We start from the raw sequence: 23,227 nt of genomic DNA on the forward strand, positions 1-23,227 counted from the left end.
GTCAGCGTAATCTCTTGGCGAGCTACATAAAACACGGTGACGTTCAGTTGCGGCTGTGAACTCAACCGGAGGAACCAGACGTTACCCATGCCCGCTTCGATTGGCAAAGAGATCGGCGACAAACTCCGCAAAATCCCAGTGAAACCTTAACTTTCAATTTGCGAGTAACGAAGATCTTCCCGCCGACCAGGCCGCCATCATAAGGTCGGCGAGCCTGTTCTCGACGACATCACGGGCCCGCATGCCGAATACCACGTCGGCCTCCAGCTGCGGCGCGTGACGTATCAGGTCGCCGACCACGCCGGTGCGCACCACCTGTTCGTGCACCGCGTCGGCCACGACGTGCTCGGCGTAGAACGCCACGCACGGCTCCGGGGCGCCCAGCCGCCGCAGCGCGGCCACCAGGCGGGCCGACCCGGGCGGGGAGGTGATCTCGGTCGAGGCGAAGTGCCCGACGGCCGCCCCCCGCCACCGGCGGTGTAGCCCGAACAGCGACATCAGGTTGACCACCGCCAGCGACTCGGCGGGAACAACGTCGAGGTAGACGAGGTAATCGGCGTCCAAGCCGGCGGCGTTGAGCAGGTCGGCGAACAGTTGCTGATGCACCCGCGTCCCTCGACCGGCGCCGTACTCGTCGAACTCGACCGCGACGAAGGAGGCCTTGGCCTGGCCGGTCAGGCGCGGGATGGCAAAGGCGTGCGGATCGCCTTCCTTGAGGTGATACAGCGACCGGTGCACGAAGTACTCCCGAGCCTGTTCCCAGCTGCCCAGATCGCGCAGATACCACGAGGGTCCACTGCCGCGCACGGGTTCGGTTGCCGCAGCTTCCATTTCGTCGTTCACATTGATGTCCGCCGGTATCGGTCCGACGTCCCGACGAACACTATCGAGGAATACGCGCTCCATCCGCGCGCGTAGTTCCAATAAGGTGGCGTCCCACTCCCACCCCGGGTCCACGCCGGCGAAGCCGCGGTAGTGCAGCTCGTAGCAGACGTAGAGGGCCAGCTGCAGGTCCCGCCCGTAGGGGTCGGCGCCGGTTGTCGCGACGGCGACGTCGCCGGGTGCGCCCGCGGGCCGGCGGAGCAGCCGGCAGACCGTGGCCGACAGCGGCCCGCACGCCGCGGGCAGCTCGGGCTCGGTCGCGGGATCGGTGCGCTGCGGTGCAATGGTCACGCTCGCGGGTACCCCGTCCACGGCCGGGGCCAAACGACGCCGCGACCATCCGCCCCGTTTCGGCGATGAGCCGGTGGGTACCCGAGCACCATGACACGGTTCGGCTACACCCTGATGACCGAGCAGAGCGATCCCAAGGATCTTGTCCGTTACGCCGTCTCCGCCGAAGAACGAGGCTTCGACTTCGAGGTGTGCAGCGACCACTTCTCGCCCTGGCTGGCGTCGCAGGGCCACGCCCCGAATGCCTGGGCGGTGTTGGGGGCGGTCGCGCAGGCCACCGAACAGGTCGGCCTGTGCTCGTATGTGACCTGCCCGACGATGCGCTACCACCCGGCGGTGGTGGCCCAACAGGCCGCCACCGTGCAGATCCTGGCCGACGGCCGGTTCACGCTCGGGCTGGGCAGCGGGGAGAACCTCAACGAGCACATCGTCACCGGCGCCGGCTGGCCGAACGTCGGGCGCAGACAGGCCATGCTCGGTGAGGCGATCAAGATCATCCGCGAGCTGTTGATGGGGGAGACGGTCAACCTGCACGGTGACCACTTCCAGGTCGACCGGGCGCGGCTGTGGGACCTGCCGGAGATTCCCGTCGCGCTGGCCGTCGCGGTCTCCGGGGACAAGGGCGTCGACAGATTCGCCACCGCCGCCGACGACCTGATCGCGGTACAGCCCGACGCAGACCTGGTCAGCGCCTGGCACACCGCACGTCGGGCATCAGGGCTGGGTGACGGCCGGGTCATCGGGCAGCTACCGGTGTGCTGGGGCCCCGACCGCGACGCCGCGGTGCAGCGCGCCCACCGGCAGTTCCGCTGGTTCGGCGGCGGCTGGCTGGTCAATTCCGAGTTGCCCACACCGGCCGCGTTCGCCGCCGCCACCCGGTTCGTCACACCGCAGGACGTCGCCGACGCCATCCCGTGCGGCCCGGACCTGGATCCGATCGTCGAGGCGGTGGGCGCCTACCGCGATGCCGGGTTCACCGACATCGCGCTCATCCAGATCGGCGGGGAGACCCAGGATGCCTTCCTCAAGGAGGCCGCGGAACCGCTGCTGGCGGCGCTGCGCGACGCCGCGGCCTGAGCGGTCCCGGTTTCGGGTGCGGCCGCGGCGGGTACCAGAGAGCCATGGACGAGACCGAGTACCCGATCGATGAGGCCCGTACCACGCGGCCGCGGGCCGGAATGATGTTCAAGGATCGCCGTGAGGCGCCGGGCCTGGCCATGCTGCTGATGGCGGTGCTGGCGCTGGTCGGCTTCATGAGCGCCGCCGTGCAGCATCACGCCGGCTGGTCGCTGGGATTCGGGATCGCGGCCCTAGCGCTGGCGGTCGGAGGCGTGGCCTGGATATGGGTCGGGCGAAACCGCGCCATCCGGGCAACCGGGGCCGGTAATCACCGGCGTCAGACCTAGCGCGCCTGCGGCGAACCGGGACACCGCCTGGGCTCCGGTCAGTGCCGCCTCCTGGTGGCCCGGCCGGCTGCGGGTGGCGATGTCACCCGAGGCCGGGTTCAGCGTGACCTCGGCCAACAATTCGCCGGTGGTCGGCTCGCAGACCGCCCACAGGTAGCGGGTGTCGTCGGCCCAGCCGGACTCCGCCTTGGCGACGTAGTCCCGGTCGGACTCCCCGAGGTCGGCCAGTGTCGGACGGTCATCGACGCGATCATCGGCCCGTGGCATCCGTAGATACCACGGGCCGGCGTTGATCTCGACGGGCTCCATCGGTCACCTCCGCCCGGTCGCCTCCACCGCGAGCGTGCGCAAACCCGGTTAGTTCACCGGCGTGTCGGCCGGGGACACGCACCCTGGCGGATAGCGCTGGGTTACTTGATCTCGCAGAGCACCGTGCCCTGGGTGATGGCCGCGCCGGCCTCGGCGGCCAGGCCGGTGACCACACCGTCCTTGTGCGCCGTCACCGGGTTCTCCATCTTCATCGCCTCCAGGACGACGACCAGGTCACCGGCGGCGACCTCTTGGCCCTCCTCGACGGCCACCTTCACCACGGTGCCCTGCATGGGCGCGGTGACCGCGTCACCGGAAGCCGCCGCCCCGCCGTGCGCACCGCGCTTGCGGGCCTTGGGCTTCTTGCGGATGACTCCGGCGGCACCGCCACCGCCACCGCCGCCACCGAGGGCCAGGTCACCGGGCAGCGACACCTCCAGACGCCGGCCGCCGACCTCCACGACCACTTTCTGCCGCGGCTGCGCGTCCTCTTCGTCGAGGGGCTCGCCGCCGGTGAAGGGCTCGATGGTGTTCTCGAACTCGGTCTCGATCCAGCGGGTGTGCACTGAAAAGCCGTTCTCGTCGCCGACGAACGCCGGGTCGCGCACCACCACGCGGTCGAACGGGATGACCGTGGCCAGCCCCTCGACGTGGAACTCGTCCAGGGCGCGCCGGGCGCGCTCCAGCGCCTCGGTACGGGTCGCGCCGGTGACGATCAGCTTGGCCAGCATCGAGTCGAACTGGCCGCCGATCACTGAGCCGGTCTCCACACCGGAGTCCATCCGGATGCCGGGACCGGTCGGCGGGTCGAAGCGGGTGACCGGGCCGGGGGCGGGCAGGAAGCCGCGACCGGCGTCCTCACCGTTGATGCGGAACTCGATGGAGTGACCACGCGGCTCGGGGTCTTCGGTGATGTCGAGCTGCTCGCCGTTGGCGATGCGGAACTGCTCGCGCACCAGGTCGATGCCGGAGGTCTCCTCGGTGACCGGGTGCTCCACCTGCAGGCGGGTGTTGACCTCCAGGAAGCTGATCAGTCCGTCCTGGCCGACCAGGTACTCCACCGTGCCGGCGCCGTAGTAGCCGGCCTCCTTGCAGATCCGCTTGGCGGACTCGTGGATCTCCTTGCGCTGCGCGTCGGTCAGGAACGGCGCCGGCGCCTCCTCGACCAGCTTCTGGAAGCGGCGCTGCAGCGAGCAGTCCCGGGTGCCCGCGACGACGACGTTGCCGTGCTGGTCGGCGATGACCTGGGCCTCGACGTGGCGGGGCTTGTCGAGGTAGCGCTCCACGAAGCACTCGCCCCGGCCGAACGCGGCGATCGCCTCGCGGGTGGCCGACTCGAACAGCTCCGGGATCTCCTCGATGGTGCGGGCCACCTTCATGCCGCGGCCGCCGCCGCCGAACGCGGCCTTGATCGCGACCGGCACGCCGTACTCCTCGGCGAAGGCCACCACCTCGTCGGCGTCCTTGACCGGGTCCGGGGTACCGGGCACCAGCGGCGCCTTGGCGCGGGCGGCGATGTGCCGCGCGGTGACCTTGTCGCCGAGGTCGCGGATCGACTGCGGGCTCGGCCCGATCCAGATCAGCCCGGCGTCGAGCACGGCCTGCGCGAAATCGGCGTTCTCCGAAAGGAAGCCGTAGCCGGGGTGGATCGCGTTGGCACCCGACTGCGCCGCGGCGTCCAGGATCTTCTCGAAGACCAGATACGACTCCGCCGAGGTCTGCCCGCCCAGGGCGAATGCCTCGTCGGCGAGCCGCACGTGCGGTGCGTCGGCATCGGGCTCGGCGTACACGGCCACGCTGGGCAATCCGGCGTCGCGCGCCGCGCGGATCACCCGGACTGCGATCTCCCCCCGGTTGGCGACGAGCACCTTGGAGATCTTCGAGCTGGCATGGTTCGCCACTGGCCCTCCTGATGGCATGTTTAAGAAATGTCTTTAAGAATGTAGTTCACAGCAGTGTAAGGCGCGACCGCCGAACCTGTTTCGGGTGCCCCTTACGCGGCCCGTAACCGCCGCTTGATCCGGGTCAGCATCGCCGACATCCCACGCAGCCGCAACGGGCTGATCAGCGCCGCCAGCCCCAGACTCGAGGCGAAATCCTCCGGCACCGCCAGGATGACGTCGGCCGGCTGGCCGTCGAGGCCCGCGGCCCAGATCGACGCGAACCCGCGCGTGGTGGGCGCCTCCGGGGGAGCGCTGAAATACAACCGCACCCGCTGCCGGTCGGCGGCGTCGACATGCAGGAACAACGGCGACTGGCACTCCGGCACCGGCTCCATGGCGGACTCGACCAGGTCGTCGGGCAGGTCGGGGAGTTCGTCGGAGAACTCCAGCAGCAGCTTGAGTTTGTCCTGACCTTCGACTTCGGCGAAGTCGGACACCACCTGCGCCAATCCCTCCGGCAGGCTCATCAGGCCGGCACGGCTCCCGGTGCTTCACCGTCCACGATGGGCACCCGCACGGTGTTGCCCCACTCGGTCCAGGAGCCGTCGTAGTTGCGCACGCCCTCCATGCCGAGCAGATGGGTCAGCACGAACCAGGTGTGGCTGGAACGCTCCCCGATGCGGCAGTAAGCCACCGGATTGTCACCCGGCTTCAGGAAGCCGTAGAGCTGTTCCAACTCCTCGCGTTTGCGGAACCGGCCGGCGTCGTCGGCCGCCTTGCTCCACGGGATGGAGACCGCGGTGGGGATGTGGCCGCCGCGCAGCACACCCTCCTCCGGGTAGTCCGGCATGTGGGTGCGCTCGCCGGTGTACTCCTGCGGCGAGCGGACGTCGATCAGGGGCACCCGGCCGATGATCTCCAGCACGTCTTCCTTGTACGCCCGGATCGGGGCGTCGTTGCGCTCGACGACGGGGTAGCCCGTCGTGGTCTTGCTCGGCACCTCCAGGGTGGTCTCCCGGCCCGAGGACACCCACAGGTCGCGCCCGCCGTCGAGCAGCCGCACGTCCTCGTGGCCGAACAGCGTGAACACCCACAGCGCGTAAGCCGCCCACCAGTTGGACTTGTCGCCGTAGATCACCACGGTGTCGTCGCGGGAGATGCCCTTGCGGTTCATCAGGTCGGCGAACTGCTCGCCGGAGATGTAGTCGCGGACCGGCGCGTCGTTGAGGTCGGTGACCCAGTCGATCTTCACCGCGCCGGGAATGTGGCCGACATCGTAGAGCAGCACGTCCTCGTCGGACTCCACCACGACGAGACCGGGTTTACCGAGATTTCCCGCGAGCCAGTCGGCGGTCACCAACCGCTCCGGGTGGGCGTAGGACTGCAGGGCGGGGCTGGGGTCGGCAGGCACTGGCACGTGATTGAGCCTACCGCGTGCCTCGGGTGCGGCCCGCGCGCCGAGTGTGAACTGTTGGCGAGGATCCCCTCCGAATCCCGCCCGGTGTTCACACTCGGTGAGCTCGCGCGTCGGCCACCCGCCCGATGATGCCGCCGATGGTGTCGTCCTTGGTGATGCGCACATCGATCCAGCCCCGTTTGGCCACCGCCTCGGCGCGGCGGATGTCGTGGCCGAATTGCCTGGCGCTGAGTCGGTGATGGTCGCCCTCGTAGTCGACGCCGACTTTGATCTCCTCCCAGCCCATGTCGAGAACCGCGATCAGCTCGCCGTAGTCGCCGTAGACCGGAATCTGAGTGGTAGGCCGGGGGAAACCGGCTCTGATCAGCAGCAGCCGCAACCAGGTTTCCCTTGGCGACTCGGCTCCCGGATCGACCAGGTCGATGGCCCGACGGGCTTTCCGGATGCCCCGATGCCCCGGATAGCGCTGGGCGAACAGTTCGATATCGGGCACCTTCAACCTGGTCGACCGGGCCAGCGCGTCGATTGCTGCGACGGCGGGCTCCAATCGGTAGCGCGACGCGAGGTCGAAGGCGGTGCGCAGGGGCGTCGTTACCGGTATGCCGCGGACCACCTCGACCTCGTCTTCGGCGAGTTCGTCAGCCCACGTCCGAATGCCCGGTGGCGGACGGCGATTGACGTGGTGCAGCTCGGCTGGGGAACCGGCGTCGATCCATTTCGCGCCGTGCAGCGCCGCCGCGGACTGTCCGGCCGGCACACCGTGTCTGCGCGACCACAGCCAGGCGGCCTGCGCACGGTTCACCGCCGTGAGGGGTCGGCCTGCGGGCAGGTAAACACCGGGATACACGGCGCGGTGGTCGCGGCGGAGTGCATGCCGCGTCAGCCGCCTCGTCGTGAGGGCCTCACTGCCGAGAAAGGGCTCGTCCATGACGAGAGTTTGCCGAACAGCACTGACAATGCGCCGAGTGTGAACCCGTGCCGCGAATCCCGCCCGGTGTTCACACTCGGCGAGCCGAGTTGGCCGCCCACAGCGCGGCGATCGAGATGCCCGCCGCGGCCAGCAGTCGACGCAGCAGCGGCAGGCTCAGCCCGACCACGTTGGACGGGTCGCCCTCGATCCGATCGATGAACCAGCCGCCGCGGCCGTCGATCGTGAAGGCGCCGGCGACTCCCAACGGCTCTCCGCTGGCCACGTAGGTATCCAGGTCCGCCGCGGCTGGCTTCGCGAAATGCACTGCGGTGGAGCCGACTTCGGCTTCGCGATGGATGACCGCACCGTCGCGCAGTCGTAGCAAGCAGTGGCCGGTGTGCAGCAGCCCGGTGCGCCCGCCCATCGAATTCCACTGGGCGCGAGCGGCATCAGCCGAATCCGGCTTTCCGCAGAGGCGACCCTCGACGTCCAGCATCGAATCGCAGCCCACCACGATGCAATCGCCCGTCACGTCGGCGTCGAGGTCCGCGGCCACCGCGTCGGCCTTGGCTGCCGCCAGTGCGGCCACCACCTGGGCCGGCGCGGCGTGCGGGTCCAGCCCGGCGATGACCGCGTCCTCGTCGACGCCGGAGACCACCACCAGTGGCTCGATCCCGGCACCGCGCAGCACCGCCAGCCGGCCCGAGGACGCGGAACCGAGGACGACCCTCGTCACCGGCGCAGGTGCGTGCGCTCCAGCAGCGTCACCCGCTGCCAGCTGAACAGCGGATACCGCAGCTTGTCGACGGGGTGACCCCACATGTTGCGGTCCTGCGGGCCGGTTTCGACCGGACCGCCGCCGGCACTGCCCAGCACCGCGACCAGGGCTGCGACCTCTTCGTCGGTGGGGTTGCCCCGCAGCACCGTGATGTGCGGCTCGTTGGTCGCCGGAGTCTCTTCGGCCGGTGTGCTCGCCTCGTCGCTCACAGGGGGATGTTCCCGTGCTTCTTGGGCAGCGGCTGGACGATCTTGCGTTCCAGCAGCCGCAGCGACGTCGCGATGTAGCCGCGGGTGTGCGATGGCGGGATCACCGCGTCGACGTAGCCGCGCTCGGCGGCCACGTACGGGTTCACCAGGGTGTCCTCGTACTCCTGCTGCAGGTTCAGCCGCAGCGCGTCCACGTCCTCGCCGTTGCGGGCGGCCTCGGAGAGCTGCTGGCGGTAGACGAACCCGACCGCGCCGGAGGCGCCCATGACCGCGATCTGGGCGGTCGGCCAGGCCACGTTGACGTCGGCACCCATCTCCTTGGATCCCATCACGCAGTACGCGCCGCCGTAGGCCTTGCGGGTGATGACGGTGATCTTGGCGACGGTGGCCTCACCGTAGGCGTACAGGAGCTTGGCGCCGCGGCGGATGATGCCGTTGTATTCCTGCTCGGTGCCGGGCAGGAAGCCGGGCACATCCACCAGCATGACGATCGGGATGTTGAAGCAGTCGCAGGTCCGGATGAAGCGGGCAGCCTTCTCCGAGGCGTAGATGTCCAGACAGCCGGCGAACTGGGTGGGCTGGTTGGCCACGATGCCGACGCTGCGGCCCTCGATGCGGCCGAACCCGACCACGATGTTGCCGGCGTAACCGGCCTGCACCTCGAGGAACTCGTCGTCGTCGAGGATCCGGGTGATCACCTCGTGCATGTCATACGGCTGATTCGGCGAGTCCGGGATCAGCGTGTCCAGCTCGAGGTCCTCGTCGGTGAGGTTGTCCTCGATCGCGCCTTCGGCGACCGGCACCGCGAAGCGCGGCGGGTCGGCGTAGTTGTTCGGCGGCAGGTAACTGAGCAGGTCGCGCACATACTCGAAGGCGTCCTGTTCCCCGGAGGCGACGTAGTGCGCGGTGCCGGATTTGCCCATGTGGGTGTGGGCGCCGCCCAGCTCCTCCTGGGTGACGTCCTCGCCGGTGACGGTCTTGATCACATCGGGCCCGGTGATGAACATCTGGCTGGTCTGGTCGACCATCACGATGAAGTCGGTCAGGGCGGGGGAGTACACGTGGCCACCGGCAGCCGCTCCCATGATCAGCGAGATCTGCGGGATCACCCCTGAGGCCAGGATGTTGTTGTGGAAGATCTTGCTGTACAGGCCCAGCGAGACCACGCCCTCCTGGATGCGGGCGCCGGCGCCGTCGTTGATCCCGATCAGCGGCCGGCCGGTCTTCATGGCCAGCTCCTGGACCTTGACGATCTTCTCGCCGTAGACCTCACCGAGGCTGCCGCCGAACACGGTGGCGTCCTGGCTGAAGATGCACACTTCGCGGCCGTCGATGGTGCCGTAGCCGGTGACCACACCGTCACCGAGCGGGCGCTTCCCGGCCAGGCCGAAGTTGGTGCTGCGGTGCTTGGCCAGCGCGTCGAGCTCGATGAAAGACCCCTCGTCGAGCAGGGCCAGGATGCGCTCGCGAGCGGTCAGCTTACCCTTGGCGTGCACCTTCTCCACCGCGGCCTCACCGACCGGGTGCAGCGTCTCCTCGGCGCGACGCTTGAGGTCGGCAAGCTTGCCTGCGGTGGTGTGGATGTCGACGACGTGCTCGCCCTGGGCTTCTACAGCGGACTCCCCGGAGTGCTCAGTAACGGTCATAAGAAATGATCTTAATCGCGAGCTATCGGATCAGCCGCGCGGACCCGGTAACACCACGTCGGTGCCCGCGCCGCGATGCGGAGTTCCCGGTCCGGGGCGGCCCTCGGGTGCCGGTTTACCGGTTCGGTGTCAACGGGTACGCGGCCGCTATGAAGCCCAACGTCTCGATCACTCATCCCGACCGGGTGCTCTTCCCGGCGTCCGACACCCACGAGGCGATCACCAAGGGCGATCTCATCGACTACTACGCCGAACTCGCGCCGGTGATGGTGCCGCACCTGGACGGCCGCCCGCTCACGCTGACCCGGTTTCCCGGCGGTATCGACGAGGAGGGGTTCATTCAGCAGAACTTCGCCGCCGCACTGCCGGACTGGATGGACCGGGTCGAGGTCGCCCGGAAGTCCGGCGAGGGAACCGTGGTGCATCCGGTGGTGACGCGGGAGGAGGCGCTGGTGTGGGCGGCCAATCAGGACTGCATCACGCTGCATTCCTGGTCGTCCCGGCGTCCGCACCTGGATACGCCCGATCGGCTGATCTTCGACCTGGATCCCGCCGACGACGACTTCGCGGTGGTCCGGGCGACCGCCCGGTCGGTCGCCGACGTCGTGCAGGAACTGGGGATGACGGCCTACGTGCAGACGACGGGTTCGCGCGGCCTGCACATCGTGGCACCGCTGCGCGGGGACGCAGATTTCGACACTGCCCGTGAGTTCGCCAGCACCATTGCCGGCCTCGTGGTCGACGACGATCCGCTGTATCGCACCCGCGAGATCCGCAAGGCCGGCCGCGGCGGCAGGGTGTATGTGGACGTGATGCGAAACGCCTACGGCCAGACCGGTGTTGCGCCGTACGCGGTACGGGCTCGCGCCGGTGCGCCGGTCGCACTCCCGCTGGAGTGGGACGAGCTCGACATACCCGGTATCCGCCCGGACGGATGGACCCTGCGTGACGTGCCCAAGCGGATGTGCGAACGCGGCGATCCCTGGGCCGACATGTACCGGCAGGCGTGCGCGCTGGCCCCGCTCCGGGATCGACTGGCCAAGCTCGGCGCGTAGCGGAAGGCAGGACCGGGTAGCAGAAAGCAGCCGGCGTCAGGCTGCGGCCGTACCGGATTCGGGCGGTTCGGAGACGTCGGTGACCCGCTTGACGAAGTCGCCGATGTAACGGATCGCCCGCCGGCCCTCCGGTAGCACATCGGCGGCCAGCGGGAAATCGTGAATCTGGCCGTCCCACAGGTGCAGATCGCACGGGACGCCGGCGCTCCCCAGCCGCTCTGCCATGACCTCGGCATCGGGCAGCAGCAGCTCGTCGGAGCTGGCGTGGATGGTGACCGGTGGCAGTGCCGACAAGTCGGCATCCACCGGCGACACGACGTGCGCGCGGCGGAGACAGCGGGTGAACGCCGGCAGCGCCCCGCACGGGAACATCGCGCACCGGTTCGCGTTGCGATGCCGCATCTTCGCGGTCGGATCGGCGTCGGTGAACGGTGAAACCACCGCGATACCAGCAGGTTTCGGCAGATCGGATTGTACGGCGGCCAGGGCGGTCATAAAGGCCAGATAGCCGCCGGCCGAGTCGCCGGCGACCACGATTCGTTCCGGGTCGTAGCCGCGCCGGAACAGCCATCGCAAGCCGTTCAAGCCATCCTCGATCGCGTCGGTTATCCCGTGCGAGGGCAACATTCGGTAATCAATGTTGAGAACGGCTGCCTCCGCCGCCTGCGACAGCCGGGCCACCAGCGCGCGGTGGGTGTTGAGTCCGCAGGTCAGGAAGGCACCGCCGTGCAGGTAGAGGATCGCCCGCTGCGCCGATGTCTCCTTGGCCTGAACACGTTCGGCGACACAGGAACCCAGGCGAAGCCGTTCGACCGTCACGGCCGGCCGGTAGGGCACCCAGCCGGCGAACCGGTCGACCGAGGCGAACGGCCAAGGCATGTCGGGCCGAATCGCCCATGCGCGCACCACATTCTTGACGACGAGCCTGCTCGCCAGCGACACCGCAACCGATTGTGCGCTGTGACGACGGTGAATTCGTAGCTTCAACCCCCCGGTGACCACTCCGATCACCCCCTCTAAGTGCCTCTGAGGGGCCGGGTACCCTGCGGTCGGGCGTTTCAACCGGCGCCGCGGGGACGCCGGCTCTAAGCTGGCGAAATGAATGTTTCGCCGCTCGACGCAACCGTTCTGCGTGACGGGCTCACCGGGCCCGGTCGGCCGTGGCGTGCACTGGACGTGGTCGCCGAGACCGGGTCCACCAACGCCGACCTGTTGGCTCGCTCGGCGGCCGGTGAGGACGTCGACGGCGCGGTGCTGCTGGCCGAACACCAGACGGCCGGACGCGGACGGCACGGCCGGGATTGGGTGGCGCCGGCGAGCAGCCAGTTGGCCCTGTCGGTGGGGGTGGCCGCCGACATGGTGCCGACATCGGGCTGGGGCTGGCTGACACTGGCGACCGGCGTCGCGGTGGCCGACGCACTCACCGAGGTCTCGGGCCTGCAGGTCGGTCTGAAGTGGCCCAACGACGTGATCGTGGGCGCAGACAACCAGGGCAAACTGGCCGGGATCCTCGCTGAGGTGGCTGCCCCCAAACAGCTCGTCGTGGTCGGACTCGGCCTGAACGTCACCATGACCGCGCAGCAGGTGCCGGATCCGCGGGCGGTCTCATTGGTCATGCTGGGCGCCTCGGTGATCGACCGAAACCTCTGGGCGGAGAAGATTCTTCGGAACCTGGCGGGCCGGATCGTGGCCTGGCGTGCGGCCGGCGGGGCCGACGAGGCGCTGACGGCGGACTACCGCGGGTACAGCTGCACGCTGGGCGCCCGGGTGCGCGCGGAGATGCCCGGCGGCCAGCGGGTCGAGGGCCTCGCCCAGTCCATCGACGACACCGGCCGACTGGTCATCGACACCGGGAGTGAAACGGTCACCGTGTCGGCCGGCGACGTCACCCGGCTGCGGCCCACCGGCGGTTCTGCGAGGCTCGACGGAGGAGAGCCGAAGCAGGGATCGCCGAATCGGTGCGACTAGGGCCGGCCGTGGGTTATCCCGAAAGCGTGCTGGCCGAAGACGAACAGGTGGTGCTGCACCGGCACCCGCACGTCAAACGCCTGCTCGGTCCGGTGCTGGCGCTGCTGCTGGCCACCGCCTGCGCCGGCTTCGCATCCGGGTTCGTCAACCCGCGGGCCTGGGATCCCAACGCCAAGAACGTGGTCTTCGCGGTGATCTGGGCGATCTGGCTGGTGGTGGTCGGCTGGCTGGCGCTCTGGCCGTTCCTGAGCTGGCTGACCACGCATTTCGTGGTCACCGACCGGCGCGTGATGTATCGGCACGGCTTGCTGACCCGCAGCGGCATCGACATCGCGCTGGCGCGGATCAACAGCGTGGAATTCGTCCACGGGCTCATCGACCGGATGCTGCGCACCGGGACGCTGATCATCGAGTCGGCGTCACAAGAACCGCTGGAGTTCTACGACATCCCGCGCGTGGAACAGGTGCACGCGCTGCTCTATCACGAAGTCTTCGACAACCCGTCCGCTGCGGGCTGATGCCGGGCCGGGCGCCGGAACAGGGTCACCACCCCGGCGTGGCCGTCGGGTGAGGACTCGGCGGTCTCTTCCAGGGTGTCCTCGAGAGCCTCGACGAGCGCGCCGTCCTCGATGGAGGCGCTCAACGCCGAGTCCGGGGTGCGCCCGAACTCGTCGGGGAAGACCCAGCGGCGGAACGCCCAGAACCGGAACGCCATCTGCAGCAGGTTGCCGATGATGTAGGCCGAGATGAAGTCGGCGATGTTCTCCATGGTCAGCGACACCATCGGGGCCCGCAGCTGCAGGACGTAGCTGGAGAACCACAATGGCGCCATCGACAACAGCACGCCAACGCCGCTGACCCCGAAGAACAGCAGTGCCTCGTGGTGGCGCTCCCGGCCACCCCGGTCCTTGAAGCTCCACTCACGGTTGAGGATGTAGGACGCGATCACCGCGACGATGCCCGAGATGACCTTGGCCGTGACCGGCTTGGGTTCCAGGATGGTCAGCTTGAGGGTGTAGAACAGCGCCGAGTCGATGATGAAGGTGGTCGCGCCGACAATGGCGAACTTGATCAACTCGTGGTGGCGCTCGGCCAGCGGCCGGATCACCCGCGGCAACCGGGCGATCGTGGCGTCGGTAAAAGACACAAGTTGCCAGTGTACGGACTTTGCCGGATCGATGCCTAATGACTGGATAACGCCGTAGCCGGGGCGGCGTGACACGATATTGCCCGTGCCAGTGCCCTCCACGCCCCCGGCTGCAACGCCGGCGCCCGCAACCGGGCGCTACCCCCAGGTCGCCATGGTCGGCGGCGGTCAGTTGGCCCGGATGACCCACCAGGCCGCGATCGCGCTCGGTCAGCGACTGCGGGTGCTGGCCACCGCGACCGACGAACCGGCGGCTCAGGTCACCTCCGATGTGGTGATCGGGTCGCACACCGACCTCGACGATCTGCGTCGGGTCGCGACCGGGGCCACCGTATTGACCTTCGATCACGAGCACGTCCCCGGCGAGCTGTTGGACAAGCTGGTGGCCGAGGGAGTCAATGTGGCCCCGCCGCCGGCCGCGTTGCGCCACGCCCAGGACAAGCTGGTGATGCGTCGCAAGCTGGCGGCATTGGGGGCCCCGGTGCCCCGGTTCGCCGCGATCGAGACCGCTGCGGGCATGCCGGCCCTCGACGAGTTCGGGGCGCAGACGGGTGGCGCGATGGTGGTGAAGGCGGCCCGGGGTGGTTACGACGGGCGAGGGGTGTCGATCGTCGACGATGTGGCCGGGGCGCGGGCCGCCGTCGCCGACTATCTGGCCTCCGGGGTGCCGGTGCTGGTCGAGGAGCGGGTGGCGATGCGCCGGGAGCTCTCCGCGCTGGTAGCCCGATCACCGTTCGGCCAGGGCGCGGCGTGGCCGGTGGTGGAGACGGTGCAGCAAGACGGGATCTGTGTGGCGGTGATCGCGCCGGCCCCCGAGTTGTCCGACGAGTCGGCGGCCGCCGCACAGCAACTGGCGCTGCGGCTGGCCGATGAGCTGGGCGTGGTCGGGGTGCTCGCCGTCGAGCTCTTCGAGACGGTGGACGGCGAGTTGCTCGTTAATGAGCTGGCGATGCGGCCGCACAACTCCGGGCACTGGACCATGGACGGCGCGGCCACCAGCCAGTTCGAACAGCATCTGCGCGCCGTACTGGACTATCCGCTCGGCGCGACCGACCCGGTGGTGCCGGTGACCGTGATGGCCAACGTGCTCGGCGCACCCGAGCCGCCGGCGATGACGATCGACGAGCGACTTCACCACCTGTTCGCCCGCTATCCCGACGCGCGCGTGCACCTCTACGGCAAGGACGAGCGGCCCGGCCGCAAGATAGGGCACATCAACCTGCTCGGTGACGATGCGGCGGGTTCGGCGGAGCTGCGTGAGCGGGCTGAAAACGCGGCACACTGGTTGTCGCACGGGGAATGGCGCAACGGATGGGACCCGCATGAGTGAGCAGAAGCCCGGTCCCCGGGTCGGCGTGATCATGGGTAGCGACAGCGACTGGTCGGTGATGGAAGAGGCGGCCATGGCGCTGGCCGAGTTCGACATCCCGTTCGAGGTCGGGGTGGTCTCGGCACACCGCACCCCGCAACGGATGTTCGACTACGCCCGCGACGCCGCCGGCCGCGGCATCGAGGTGATCGTCGCCGGGGCGGGCGGGGCCGCGCACCTGCCCGGGATGGTGGCTTCGGCCACACCGCTGCCGGTGATCGGCGTTCCGGTTCCGCTGGCCCGGCTCGACGGGCTGGATTCGTTGCTGTCGATCGTGCAGATGCCGGCCGGGGTGCCGGTGGCCACCGTTTCCATCGGCGGCGCACGCAACGCAGGTTTGCTGGCAGTGCGAATCCTGGCCTCCGCCGACCCGGCGCTCCGGGCCCGGATGGCGGCTTTCCAGCAGCAGCTGGCGGACACCGTGCTTGCGAAGGACGCCGCACTTCAAGGTAAAGTTACCGGCGAGTAGCTTAGGAGGCTGTAATGGCTGGGTGGGCCGGAAATCCATCGTTCGACCTGTTCCAACTCCCCGAAGAGCACGACGAGCTGCGGGCCGCGATCCGCGCCTTGGCCGAGAAGGAGATCGCTCCGCACGCCAAGGAGGTCGACGAGCAGGCCCGCTTCCCCGAAGAGGCCCTGGCGGCCCTGAACGCTTCGGGGTTCAACGCCGTGCACGTGCCCGAGGAGTACGGCGGGCAGGGCGCGGACTCGGTGGCGGCCTGCATCGTGATCGAAGAGGTGGCGCGCGTCGACGCGTCTGCATCGCTGATTCCCGCCGTTAACAAGCTGGGCACCATGGGGTTGATCCTGTCTGGCTCCGACGAGCTCAAGCAGCAGGTGCTGCCGGGCCTGGCCGCCGGTGAGGTGATGGCCTCCTACGCTTTGAGCGAGCGGGAGGCCGGTAGTGACGCCGCGGCGATGCGCACCCGCGCCAAGGCCGACGGCGACGACTGGATTCTCAACGGGGCCAAGTGCTGGATCACCAACGGCGGCAAGTCCAGCTGGTACACCGTGATGGCGGTGACCGACCCCGACCTGGACGCCAACGGCATCTCGGCGTTCATGGTCCACGTCGACGACGAGGGCTTCACCGTCGGACCCAAGGAACACAAGCTCGGCATCAAGGGCTCGCCCACCACCGAGTTGTACTTCGAGAACTGTCGCATCCCCGGCGACCGGATCATCGGCGAGCCCGGCACCGGGTTCAAGACCGCGCTGCGGACCCTGGACCACACCCGCCCGACCATCGGCGCCCAGGCCGTCGGCATCGCGCAGGGCGCCCTGGACGCGGCGATCGACTACACCAAGGATCGCAAACAGTTCGGCAAGAACATCAGCACTTTCCAGGGCGTGCAATTCATGCTCGCCGACATGGCGATGAAGATCGAGGCGGCCCGGCTGATGGTTTACTCCGCCGCGGCGCGCGCCGAGCGCGGCGAGACCGAGCTGGGCTTCATCTCCGCGGCATCGAAGTGCTTCGCCTCCGATGTGGCCATGGAGGTCACCACCGACGCCGTGCAGTTGTTCGGCGGGGCCGGCTACACCACCGACTTCCCCGTTGAGCGGATGATGCGTGACGCCAAGATCACCCAGATCTACGAGGGCACCAACCAGATTCAGCGTGTCGTGATGAGCCGGCACCTGCTGCGTTAAATTGGCTCGATGACATCCCGGATCGAGACCGCCCGCGCGGCGCGCCAGGCGTTCATCGACACGGTCGACGGACTCACCGACGCGGAATTCGACCACGGCACCACCTTGTGCACCGGCTGGTCGCCGCGCGATGTGCTGGCGCACCTGATCGGCACTACCGAGATCGGCCGGTACCTGCGGGCACCGTGGCGGTTGCACAAGATCAACGCCGAGATCGTGGCGGCCGGGCGGCTTCGCGACCGCGACGAGATCATCGCCGCGGGCCGGCGCTGGGCGCAGGTGCCCGACCGGGCGATGGCCGGGCTGCTGCTGGGCGACGTGGCCATGCATCACCAGGACGTGCTGCGCGGGCTGGGGCGTTCCCGGGACATCCCGCCGGCCGAAGAGGCCGCGATCCTCGCCGAGGGCATGAGCCTGACGCTGCAGAAGCTGCAGCCGACGTTGCTGCGGTATCGGGTGGAGCCCACCAACGGGATCGGCCGGCCTCGCGGCCGTGGCATCGTGGTCCGTGGCACCGCCGAGGCGCTGGGGCTGTGGCTGGGCGGTAGAGACATATCCGATGTCGAGATCGGCTCCGTTCGCCCCGCCTAGGAGAGCTTCATGCCAGGACTTCTGCCCGACGTCGACCCGGACGGATTGCTGGAGTATTCGGTCGTCTACACCGACCGGGCGCTCAACCACATGTCGGTGCGTTTCCGTGACGTCATGACCGACGTCTCGGCCATGCTGCGTGAGGTGTACCGCGCCGATGCGGCAATCCTGGTGCCCGGCAACGGAACCTGCGGCATGGAGGCGGTCGCGCGGCAGTTCGCCAACGGTGCCGACGTGCTCGTGGTGCGCAACGGGTTCTTCAGCTACCGGTGGAGTCAGATCCTGGAGACCACCGGCATCACCGACGCCGTCACGGTGCTCACCGCGCGCCCGGCGGGCGACGGCGAACAGGCACCCTGGGCGCCCGCTCCCATCGACGAGGTCGAAGCGGCCATCGCGCGCACCCGGCCGGCGGTGGTGTTCGTCCCGCACGTCGAGACCGCCAGCGGAATCCTGCTGCCCGACGACTACCTGGCGCGCGTCGGAGCGGCGACGACGGCGGTGGGCGGCCTGTTCGTACTGGACTGCATCGCCTCCGGCGCGGTCTGGGTCGACATGACAGCGCTCGGCGTCGACGTGTTGGTCACCGCGCCGCAGAAGGGCTGGAGTGCCGAACCGGGCTGCGCCATGGTCGGCCTGTCCGGCCGGGCGCTGGCGGCCATGGCGCGCACCCGGAGCACCAGCTTCGCGCTGGACCTCAAGAAGTGGCGGGAGATCATGGCGGCCTACGAGAACGGTGGCCACGCGTATCACGCGACCATGCCGACCGGGGTCATCGGCCGGCTGCGCGACGCCATGGCCGAGACCCGCGACCGCGGTTTCGGCGAGGTCGCCGACCAGCAGTGCACCCTGGGGCGCAAGGTGCGTGCGCTGCTGGCCGAACGCGGCTTCCCCAGCGTTGCCGCGCCGGGCTTCGAAGCACCCGGGGTGGTGGTCAGCTACACCACCGACCCCGAGATCCGCTCCGGGAGAAAGTTTCTGGGGCAAGGGCTGCAGACGGCCGCCGGGGTACCGCTGCAATGCGGCGAACCGGCGACGTTCAGCACCTTCCGGGTGGGGTTGTTCGGTCTGGACAAGCTGGCCGACATCGAGGGGACCGTCGCGCGACTGCGCTCCGCGATCGACCGGATCAGCTGAGCCCGGCCGCCATGACCGAAGCCGATCCGGCCCGCGCATCGAGCATCTACCTGGCCGCCGCCGAGGGCGGCACCGGCAAGGCCGTCATCGCGCTGGGGCTGCTGCACCTGTTGGCCGCCTCGTCGGCGCGGGTCGGGGTGTTCCGCCCGATCGTTCGCTCGCTCGACGGGCCCGATGAGCAACTCGAGCTGCTGCTGGCGCACGCCACCGCCAGGATCGACGACCACGGCAGCTGTCGCGGCGTGACCTACCAGCAGGTCTACGCCGACCGGGAAGCCGCGCTGGGCGAGATCGTCACCCGGTTCCACGAGGTCGCGCGCCAATGCGACACCGTGTTGGTGGTCGGCAGCGACTACAGCGACGTGGTGAACCCGAGCGAGTTGACCTTCAACGCCCGCGTCGCGGTGAACCTCGGCGCGCCGCTGGTGCTGGCCATCAACGGTCACCACCGCGAGGCGCAAGACATCGCTGAGATCACCGCGCGCTGCCTGGCCGAGGCGGCGGCCGTACATGCGCACCCGGCGGCGGTGATCGCCAACCGCTGCGACCCCGACCGGTTGACGGAGATCACCGAGGCGATCTCGGGTCAGCCGGCCGCCGTCGACCTCCCGGCGTTCGCCGTTCCGGAGGTGGCGCTGCTGTCCGCGCCGACGATGGCCGAGCTCTGCGCGGCGCTCGACGGCACCGTCTACAGCGGTGACCCGGAGCTGCTGCGCCGGGAGGCGCTGAGCGTCATGGTCGGCGGCATGACCGCCGAGAACATCCTGGAGCGGCTCACCGAGGGTCAGGTGGTGATCGTGCCGGCCGATCGTTCCGACGTGCTGCTGGCATTGGTGAACGCCCATGACGCACAGGGCTTTCCGTCGCTGGCCGGGATCATTCTCAACGGCGGGCTGCTGCCGCACCCGGCCATCGACAAGCTGGTCAAGGGGCTGCGCCCCACGCTGCCGTTGATCGCCACCGGCCACCGCACCTATGACACCGCCGAGCAGGTGTCGCACACCGGGTCCCGGATCACCGTCGATTCGCTGCGCAAGATCGACACCGCGCTGCAGGTGATGGCCGACCACGTCGACGGCGCCGAACTGACCGAACGGATCCGGGTGCCGGCGTCGACGGTGGTGACCCCGCAGATGTTCACCTACCGGCTGCTGGAGCGGGCCCGGGCCGACCGTCGCCACATCGTGCTGCCGGAGGCCACCGATGACCGGATCCTGCTGGCCGCCGGCCGGTTGCTGTCCCGCGGCATCGTGGACCTCACGCTGCTCGGGGTGGAGGATGTGGTGCGCCGGCGCGGCGCCGAGCTCGGCGTCGACCTGGATACGGCGCAGGTGGTCGACCCGGGCAGCAGCGGGCTGCTGGGTTCGTTCGGTGCGGAATACGCCCGGCTGCGCGCCCACAAGGGCATGATCGAGGACCGCGCCCGCGAGATCATGCGCGACATCTCCTATTTCGGCACCATGATGGTGCAACTCGGTATCGCCGACGGCATGGTGTCCGGTGCCGCGCACACCACCGCCCACACCATCCGGCCGGCGTTCGAGATCATCCGGACCGCGCCGGGAGTGTCGACGGTGTCCAGTGTGTTCCTGATGTGCCTGTCGGACCGGGTGCTGGCCTACGGCGACTGTGCGGTGGTGCCCGACCCGACCGTCGAGCAACTCGCCGACATCGCCATCTCGTCGGCGGCCACCGCCGCGGCATTCGGTATCGAACCCCGGGTGGCGCTGCTGTCGTATTCCACCGGTGAATCCGGGGCCGGTGCAGGTGTCGACAAGGTACGTGCCGCAACGCAACTGGTACACGAGCGGCGCCCCGATCTGCTCGCCGACGGACCGATCCAGTACGACGCCGCGGTCGATGCGGGGGTGGCGGCGGCCAAACTACCGGATTCGGCGGTGGCCGGACGGGCCACCGTGCTGGTCTTCCCCGATCTCAACACCGGCAACAACACCTACAAGGCGGTGCAGCGCAGCGCCGGCGCGGTGGCGATCGGGCCGGTGCTGCAAGGCCTGGCGAAACCCGTCAACGACCTGTCGCGTGGTGCGCTGGTCGACGACATCGTCTACACGGTGGCGATCACCGCGATCCAGGCGCAGGAGGTGGCCCGGTGAGCGCGGTGTCGGCCGGGGTGGTGCTGGTGCTCAACTCCGGCTCGTCGTCGATCAAGTTCCAGCTGGTCGACCCCGTGGCCGGCACCGCGGTGGTGTCGGGGCTGGTGGAGCAGATCGGCGAACCGGACTCGGCGGTCGCCGACCACGCCGCCGGACTGCGGCTGATCCATCAACGGTTGGCCGATTCCGGCGTGGACCTCGGTGAGGTTCGAGCGGTAGGCCACCGGGTGGTCCACGGCGGCACCAGGTTTCACGCACCGACCCTGATCACCGACGCGGTGGTGGCCGAGGTATCGCGGCTCGCCGAACTGGCGCCGCTGCACAATCCGGCCAATGTGATCGGCATCGAGGTCGCCAGAGCCGACTTCCCGGATGTGCCGCACGTGGCGGTGTTCGACACCGGCTTCTTCCACTCCCTGCCGGCGGCCGCCGCCGCCTATGCGATAGACCGTGAGGTGGCAAGCCAGTACGGCATCCGCCGGTACGGGTTCCACGGCACCTCGCACGAGTACGTCTCCCGCGAGGCCGCGCTGTTGCTGGGCCGCGAGCCCGCGGAGGTGAACACCATCGTGTTGCACCTGGGCAACGGCGCGTCGGCGTCGGCGGTCCGCGGCGGGGTGGCCGTCGAGACCTCGATGGGTCTGACGCCGCTCGAGGGGCTGGTGATGGGAACCCGCTGCGGCGACATCGATCCCGGCGTGCTGTTTCATCTCAACCGCACCGCCGGTCTGGGCGTCGACAAGCTCGATGAGTTGCTCAACCGGCGCTCCGGGCTCAAGGGGCTATCCGGGGTCAACGATTTCCGCGAACTGCTACAACAGGTTTCACACGGGTCGTCGGCCGCGACACTGGCCTATGACGTCTACATCCACCGGCTGCGCAAGTACGTCGGCGCCTACCTGGCGGTGCTGGGCCGCGTCGACGCGATCGCCTTTACCGCGGGAGTGGGGGAGAACGTTGCCGCGGTGCGCGAGGACGCGCTGGCCGGCCTGGACGGCCTGGGTATCGTCGTCGACCCGCAGCGCAATCGCGGCGGCAACGGCGCGCGGATCATCTCTGCCGAGCACTCGCGCAGCACCGTGCTGGTGGTGCCCACCAACGAGGAGCTCGCGATCGCCCGGGCGGCCTGGCAGTTCGTGTGACCGTCCCGGGCGCTTTCCTGCTGGTGGCTCAGCCCGACGGTTCCTGGCCCAAGAGATCCGCGTTGTGCTGGCCCGGTGCCGGCGGAGCGCCGGTGGCCACCGCCTCGAACGAGCCATAGCGGGCCGGGGTGCGCACCACGGTGACCGCGTCATCGCCGTCGCCGATTCGCAGCGCCAGCCGATTCTCGGCGAACAGCGCGGTGTCGACGACCTGCTTCCAGGTGTTGGCCAGACACGCCATCAGGCCGTTGCGCTGCAACCGAGCCACCCATTCGGCCGAGGTCGCCGAGGCCAGCGTGGTCTCCAGCTCGTCGGTGAGCTCGGCGTAGTTGATCGACCGGGAGCGCTGATCGGCGAACCGCGGATCCTCGATCAGGTCGGGCCGGCCGATGGTGCGGCACAGGATGTCCCAGTGCTTGGGGGTGTAGGCGCTGATGACGACGTGGCCGTCGGCGGTGCGGAAGGCGTCCGACGGCTGGGTGGCGAAGCCGACGCCCTTGCGGCGCTTGGCCGGCTGCCCGGCCGCAGGTCCGGCGGCAGCGGCCGCCGGCCGGTTCAGGTGCACGGTGAGCTGATTGGCCTGCAGGGCCACCGCCACGTCGTACATCGCCACTTCCACCACGTCGGCGACCCCGTGTCGCTCGCGGTTGAGCAACGCGGCCAGCACCGCCTGGGCCAGCACGTGCCCGCTGGCGTTGTCGACCAGCTGGAACGGGATGATCTGCGGTTTGCCGTCCGGGGTGCGCATGCCCGAGGTCATCCCGGCCTCGGCCGCCACCATCAAGTCGACCCCCGGCCGGTCGCCGTTGGGGCCGTTGCCGCCGTAGGCCGACAACCGCGCGTAGACCAGCTTCGGGTTTCGCGCACGCAACTGGTCGGGCCCCAAGCCCAGCCGTTCCATCACACCGGGCCGGAACGCCTCCAGCACGACGTCGGCGGTGTCGACCAAGGACAGGATCTGCTGTTTGGGACCGTCGGCCCGCAGATCGGCGGTCACCGACTTCTTGCCGCGGTTGTTGGGCAGAAAATAGACGGCCAGCGGCGGACGGCCCGGCAGCACCGAGGTGATCTGCCGGCTGGCCTCGCCGCCCGGCGCCTCCACCTTGATGACCTCGGCGCCCAGGTCGGCCAGTACCTGGCCGGCCAGCGGCCCGGCCACGTTCTGGGTGAAGTCCAGCACCCGGAATCCGTCCAGTGGTTTCGGGCCCGAATCGTCGGTCATCTGCTCAGCCCTCTCCGATGCCGGCCGGACGGCCCGGCGAGCCGCCGTCCGGCGATGATGAGCAACACCATGAACACGATAGGCACAGTGCCCCGGAT

23 protein-coding genes are annotated in these 23,227 nt (G+C 69.2%); 11 read left to right on the top strand and 12 right to left on the bottom strand.

The window, feature by feature from the left end; translation table 11 throughout:
• Positions 1–153: 153 nt before the first annotated feature.
• Positions 154–1,173, bottom strand: a complete 1,020-nt coding sequence (locus G6N19_RS15000; protein WP_013829977.1) for an iron-containing redox enzyme family protein — start codon at positions 1,171–1,173, stop codon at positions 154–156.
• Between the two features lie 90 nt (positions 1,174–1,263).
• Between G6N19_RS15000 and G6N19_RS15005 the strand changes: the two genes are divergently transcribed.
• The gene (locus G6N19_RS15005; protein WP_013829976.1) at positions 1,264–2,250 is read left to right on the top strand and encodes a TIGR03557 family F420-dependent LLM class oxidoreductase; all 987 of its coding nucleotides are present in this window, start codon (positions 1,264–1,266) and stop codon (positions 2,248–2,250) included.
• Between the two features lie 233 nt (positions 2,251–2,483).
• On the opposite strand, the gene G6N19_RS15010 is transcribed toward G6N19_RS15005, so the two are convergent.
• The 8 genes from G6N19_RS15010 to G6N19_RS15045 form a co-directional block, all read right to left on the bottom strand.
• The gene (locus G6N19_RS15010) at positions 2,484–2,888 is read right to left on the bottom strand and encodes a GNAT family N-acetyltransferase (RefSeq protein ID WP_013829975.1); all 405 of its coding nucleotides are present in this window, start codon (positions 2,886–2,888) and stop codon (positions 2,484–2,486) included.
• 101 nt (positions 2,889–2,989) lie between these two features.
• Complete coding sequence (locus G6N19_RS15015) at positions 2,990–4,789, bottom strand: acetyl/propionyl/methylcrotonyl-CoA carboxylase subunit alpha (RefSeq protein WP_013829974.1); 1,800 nt, start codon at positions 4,787–4,789, stop codon at positions 2,990–2,992.
• 92 nt (positions 4,790–4,881) lie between these two features.
• Positions 4,882–5,298 carry a SufE family protein gene (locus G6N19_RS15020; protein WP_013829973.1) on the bottom strand — a complete coding sequence of 139 codons (417 nt, stop codon included), beginning with the start codon at positions 5,296–5,298 and terminating at the stop codon, positions 4,882–4,884.
• A complete protein-coding gene (locus tag G6N19_RS15025) occupies positions 5,298–6,188 on the bottom strand; it encodes a sulfurtransferase (RefSeq protein WP_013829972.1) in 891 nt (296 codons plus the stop codon). The genes G6N19_RS15020 and G6N19_RS15025 overlap by 1 nt, the downstream gene beginning before the upstream one ends.
• An 88-nt stretch (positions 6,189–6,276) precedes the next feature.
• Complete coding sequence (locus G6N19_RS15030; RefSeq protein ID WP_041318477.1) at positions 6,277–7,116, bottom strand: hypothetical protein; 840 nt, start codon at positions 7,114–7,116, stop codon at positions 6,277–6,279.
• Positions 7,117–7,186: 70 nt separating this feature from the next.
• Positions 7,187–7,834 carry a Maf family protein gene (locus tag G6N19_RS15035; protein WP_041318474.1) on the bottom strand — a complete coding sequence of 216 codons (648 nt, stop codon included), beginning with the start codon at positions 7,832–7,834 and terminating at the stop codon, positions 7,187–7,189.
• Positions 7,831–8,085 (bottom strand): acyl-CoA carboxylase subunit epsilon, encoded by a 255-nt coding sequence (locus G6N19_RS15040; RefSeq protein WP_193465224.1) that lies wholly within the window; start codon positions 8,083–8,085, stop codon positions 7,831–7,833. Before G6N19_RS15040 ends, G6N19_RS15035 begins: the two co-directional genes overlap by 4 nt.
• On the bottom strand, positions 8,082–9,731 hold the full coding sequence (locus tag G6N19_RS15045) for an acyl-CoA carboxylase subunit beta (RefSeq protein WP_193465225.1): 1,650 nt from the start codon (positions 9,729–9,731) through the stop codon (positions 8,082–8,084). Before G6N19_RS15045 ends, G6N19_RS15040 begins: the two co-directional genes overlap by 4 nt.
• Before the next feature lie 149 nt (positions 9,732–9,880).
• Between G6N19_RS15045 and ligD the strand changes: the two genes are divergently transcribed.
• Positions 9,881–10,786 carry a non-homologous end-joining DNA ligase gene (gene ligD, locus G6N19_RS15050; RefSeq protein ID WP_193465226.1) on the top strand — a complete coding sequence of 302 codons (906 nt, stop codon included), beginning with the start codon at positions 9,881–9,883 and terminating at the stop codon, positions 10,784–10,786.
• A gap of 36 nt (positions 10,787–10,822) precedes the next feature.
• Here ligD and G6N19_RS15055 read toward each other — a convergent pair whose 3' ends face one another.
• Entirely contained in the window at positions 10,823–11,728 is a 906-nt protein-coding gene (locus G6N19_RS15055; RefSeq protein ID WP_013829966.1) for an alpha/beta hydrolase, read from the bottom strand.
• Between the two features lie 156 nt (positions 11,729–11,884).
• Between G6N19_RS15055 and G6N19_RS15060 the strand changes: the two genes are divergently transcribed.
• Together G6N19_RS15060 and G6N19_RS15065 are read left to right on the top strand one after the other, a co-directional pair.
• Entirely contained in the window at positions 11,885–12,754 is an 870-nt protein-coding gene (locus G6N19_RS15060; RefSeq protein WP_013829965.1) for a biotin--[acetyl-CoA-carboxylase] ligase, read from the top strand.
• A gap of 8 nt (positions 12,755–12,762) precedes the next feature.
• On the top strand, positions 12,763–13,272 hold the full coding sequence (locus G6N19_RS15065; RefSeq protein ID WP_013829964.1) for a PH domain-containing protein: 510 nt from the start codon (positions 12,763–12,765) through the stop codon (positions 13,270–13,272).
• On the opposite strand, the gene G6N19_RS15070 is transcribed toward G6N19_RS15065, so the two are convergent.
• A complete protein-coding gene (locus G6N19_RS15070) occupies positions 13,236–13,901 on the bottom strand; it encodes a GtrA family protein (protein ID WP_013829963.1) in 666 nt (221 codons plus the stop codon). The genes G6N19_RS15065 and G6N19_RS15070 overlap by 37 nt on opposite strands.
• Positions 13,902–14,055: 154 nt before the next feature.
• Between G6N19_RS15070 and G6N19_RS15075 the strand changes: the two genes are divergently transcribed.
• Genes G6N19_RS15075 through G6N19_RS15105 form a run of 7 tightly spaced genes read left to right on the top strand, consistent with a single transcriptional unit; the run spans position 14,056 to position 21,907 of the window.
• Positions 14,056–15,231: a 5-(carboxyamino)imidazole ribonucleotide synthase gene (locus G6N19_RS15075; protein ID WP_193466408.1), complete on the top strand. Its 1,176-nt coding sequence runs from the start codon at positions 14,056–14,058 to the stop codon at positions 15,229–15,231.
• Entirely contained in the window at positions 15,224–15,739 is a 516-nt protein-coding gene (gene purE, locus G6N19_RS15080; RefSeq protein ID WP_013829961.1) for a 5-(carboxyamino)imidazole ribonucleotide mutase, read from the top strand. Before G6N19_RS15075 ends, purE begins: the two co-directional genes overlap by 8 nt.
• Positions 15,740–15,753: 14 nt before the next feature.
• Positions 15,754–16,923, top strand: a complete 1,170-nt coding sequence (locus G6N19_RS15085; RefSeq protein WP_013829960.1) for an acyl-CoA dehydrogenase — start codon at positions 15,754–15,756, stop codon at positions 16,921–16,923.
• A gap of 9 nt (positions 16,924–16,932) precedes the next feature.
• Positions 16,933–17,514: a maleylpyruvate isomerase family mycothiol-dependent enzyme gene (locus tag G6N19_RS15090; RefSeq protein ID WP_193465227.1), complete on the top strand. Its 582-nt coding sequence runs from the start codon at positions 16,933–16,935 to the stop codon at positions 17,512–17,514.
• A gap of 9 nt (positions 17,515–17,523) precedes the next feature.
• Complete coding sequence (locus G6N19_RS15095; RefSeq protein ID WP_013829958.1) at positions 17,524–18,651, top strand: aminotransferase class V-fold PLP-dependent enzyme; 1,128 nt, start codon at positions 17,524–17,526, stop codon at positions 18,649–18,651.
• Positions 18,652–18,662: 11 nt separating this feature from the next.
• Entirely contained in the window at positions 18,663–20,765 is a 2,103-nt protein-coding gene (gene pta, locus G6N19_RS15100; RefSeq protein WP_193465228.1) for a phosphate acetyltransferase, read from the top strand.
• On the top strand, positions 20,762–21,907 hold the full coding sequence (locus tag G6N19_RS15105) for an acetate kinase (RefSeq protein ID WP_193465229.1): 1,146 nt from the start codon (positions 20,762–20,764) through the stop codon (positions 21,905–21,907). Before pta ends, G6N19_RS15105 begins: the two co-directional genes overlap by 4 nt.
• A 28-nt stretch (positions 21,908–21,935) precedes the next feature.
• On the opposite strand, the gene G6N19_RS15110 is transcribed toward G6N19_RS15105, so the two are convergent.
• Positions 21,936–23,129 carry a CoA transferase gene (locus tag G6N19_RS15110; RefSeq protein WP_193465230.1) on the bottom strand — a complete coding sequence of 398 codons (1,194 nt, stop codon included), beginning with the start codon at positions 23,127–23,129 and terminating at the stop codon, positions 21,936–21,938.
• Positions 23,130–23,227 lie beyond the last annotated feature (98 nt).

The organism is Mycobacterium novum (genome assembly GCF_010726505.1).
Lineage (GTDB): Bacteria > Actinomycetota > Actinomycetes > Mycobacteriales > Mycobacteriaceae > Mycobacterium > Mycobacterium algericum.

Bases quoted from the DNA above. Each gene is read 5' to 3' on its own strand.
- G6N19_RS15005 (WP_013829976.1), top strand. From the start codon at position 1,264: ATGACACGGTTCGGCTACACCCTGATGACCGAGCAGAGCGATCCCAAG.
- G6N19_RS15010 (WP_013829975.1), bottom strand. From the start codon at position 2,888: ATGGAGCCCGTCGAGATCAACGCCGGCCCGTGGTATCTACGGATGCCA.
- G6N19_RS15020 (WP_013829973.1), bottom strand. From the start codon at position 5,298: ATGAGCCTGCCGGAGGGATTGGCGCAGGTGGTGTCCGACTTCGCCGAA.
- G6N19_RS15030 (WP_041318477.1), bottom strand. From the start codon at position 7,116: ATGGACGAGCCCTTTCTCGGCAGTGAGGCCCTCACGACGAGGCGGCTG.
- G6N19_RS15045 (WP_193465225.1), bottom strand. From the start codon at position 9,731: ATGACCGTTACTGAGCACTCCGGGGAGTCCGCTGTAGAAGCCCAGGGC.
- ligD (WP_193465226.1), top strand. From the start codon at position 9,881: ATGAAGCCCAACGTCTCGATCACTCATCCCGACCGGGTGCTCTTCCCG.
- G6N19_RS15060 (WP_013829965.1), top strand. From the start codon at position 11,885: ATGAATGTTTCGCCGCTCGACGCAACCGTTCTGCGTGACGGGCTCACC.
- G6N19_RS15075 (WP_193466408.1), top strand. From the start codon at position 14,056: ATGGTCGGCGGCGGTCAGTTGGCCCGGATGACCCACCAGGCCGCGATC.
- purE (WP_013829961.1), top strand. From the start codon at position 15,224: ATGAGTGAGCAGAAGCCCGGTCCCCGGGTCGGCGTGATCATGGGTAGC.
- G6N19_RS15085 (WP_013829960.1), top strand. From the start codon at position 15,754: ATGGCTGGGTGGGCCGGAAATCCATCGTTCGACCTGTTCCAACTCCCC.
- G6N19_RS15090 (WP_193465227.1), top strand. From the start codon at position 16,933: ATGACATCCCGGATCGAGACCGCCCGCGCGGCGCGCCAGGCGTTCATC.
- G6N19_RS15095 (WP_013829958.1), top strand. From the start codon at position 17,524: ATGCCAGGACTTCTGCCCGACGTCGACCCGGACGGATTGCTGGAGTAT.
- pta (WP_193465228.1), top strand. From the start codon at position 18,663: ATGACCGAAGCCGATCCGGCCCGCGCATCGAGCATCTACCTGGCCGCC.
- G6N19_RS15110 (WP_193465230.1), bottom strand. From the start codon at position 23,129: ATGACCGACGATTCGGGCCCGAAACCACTGGACGGATTCCGGGTGCTG.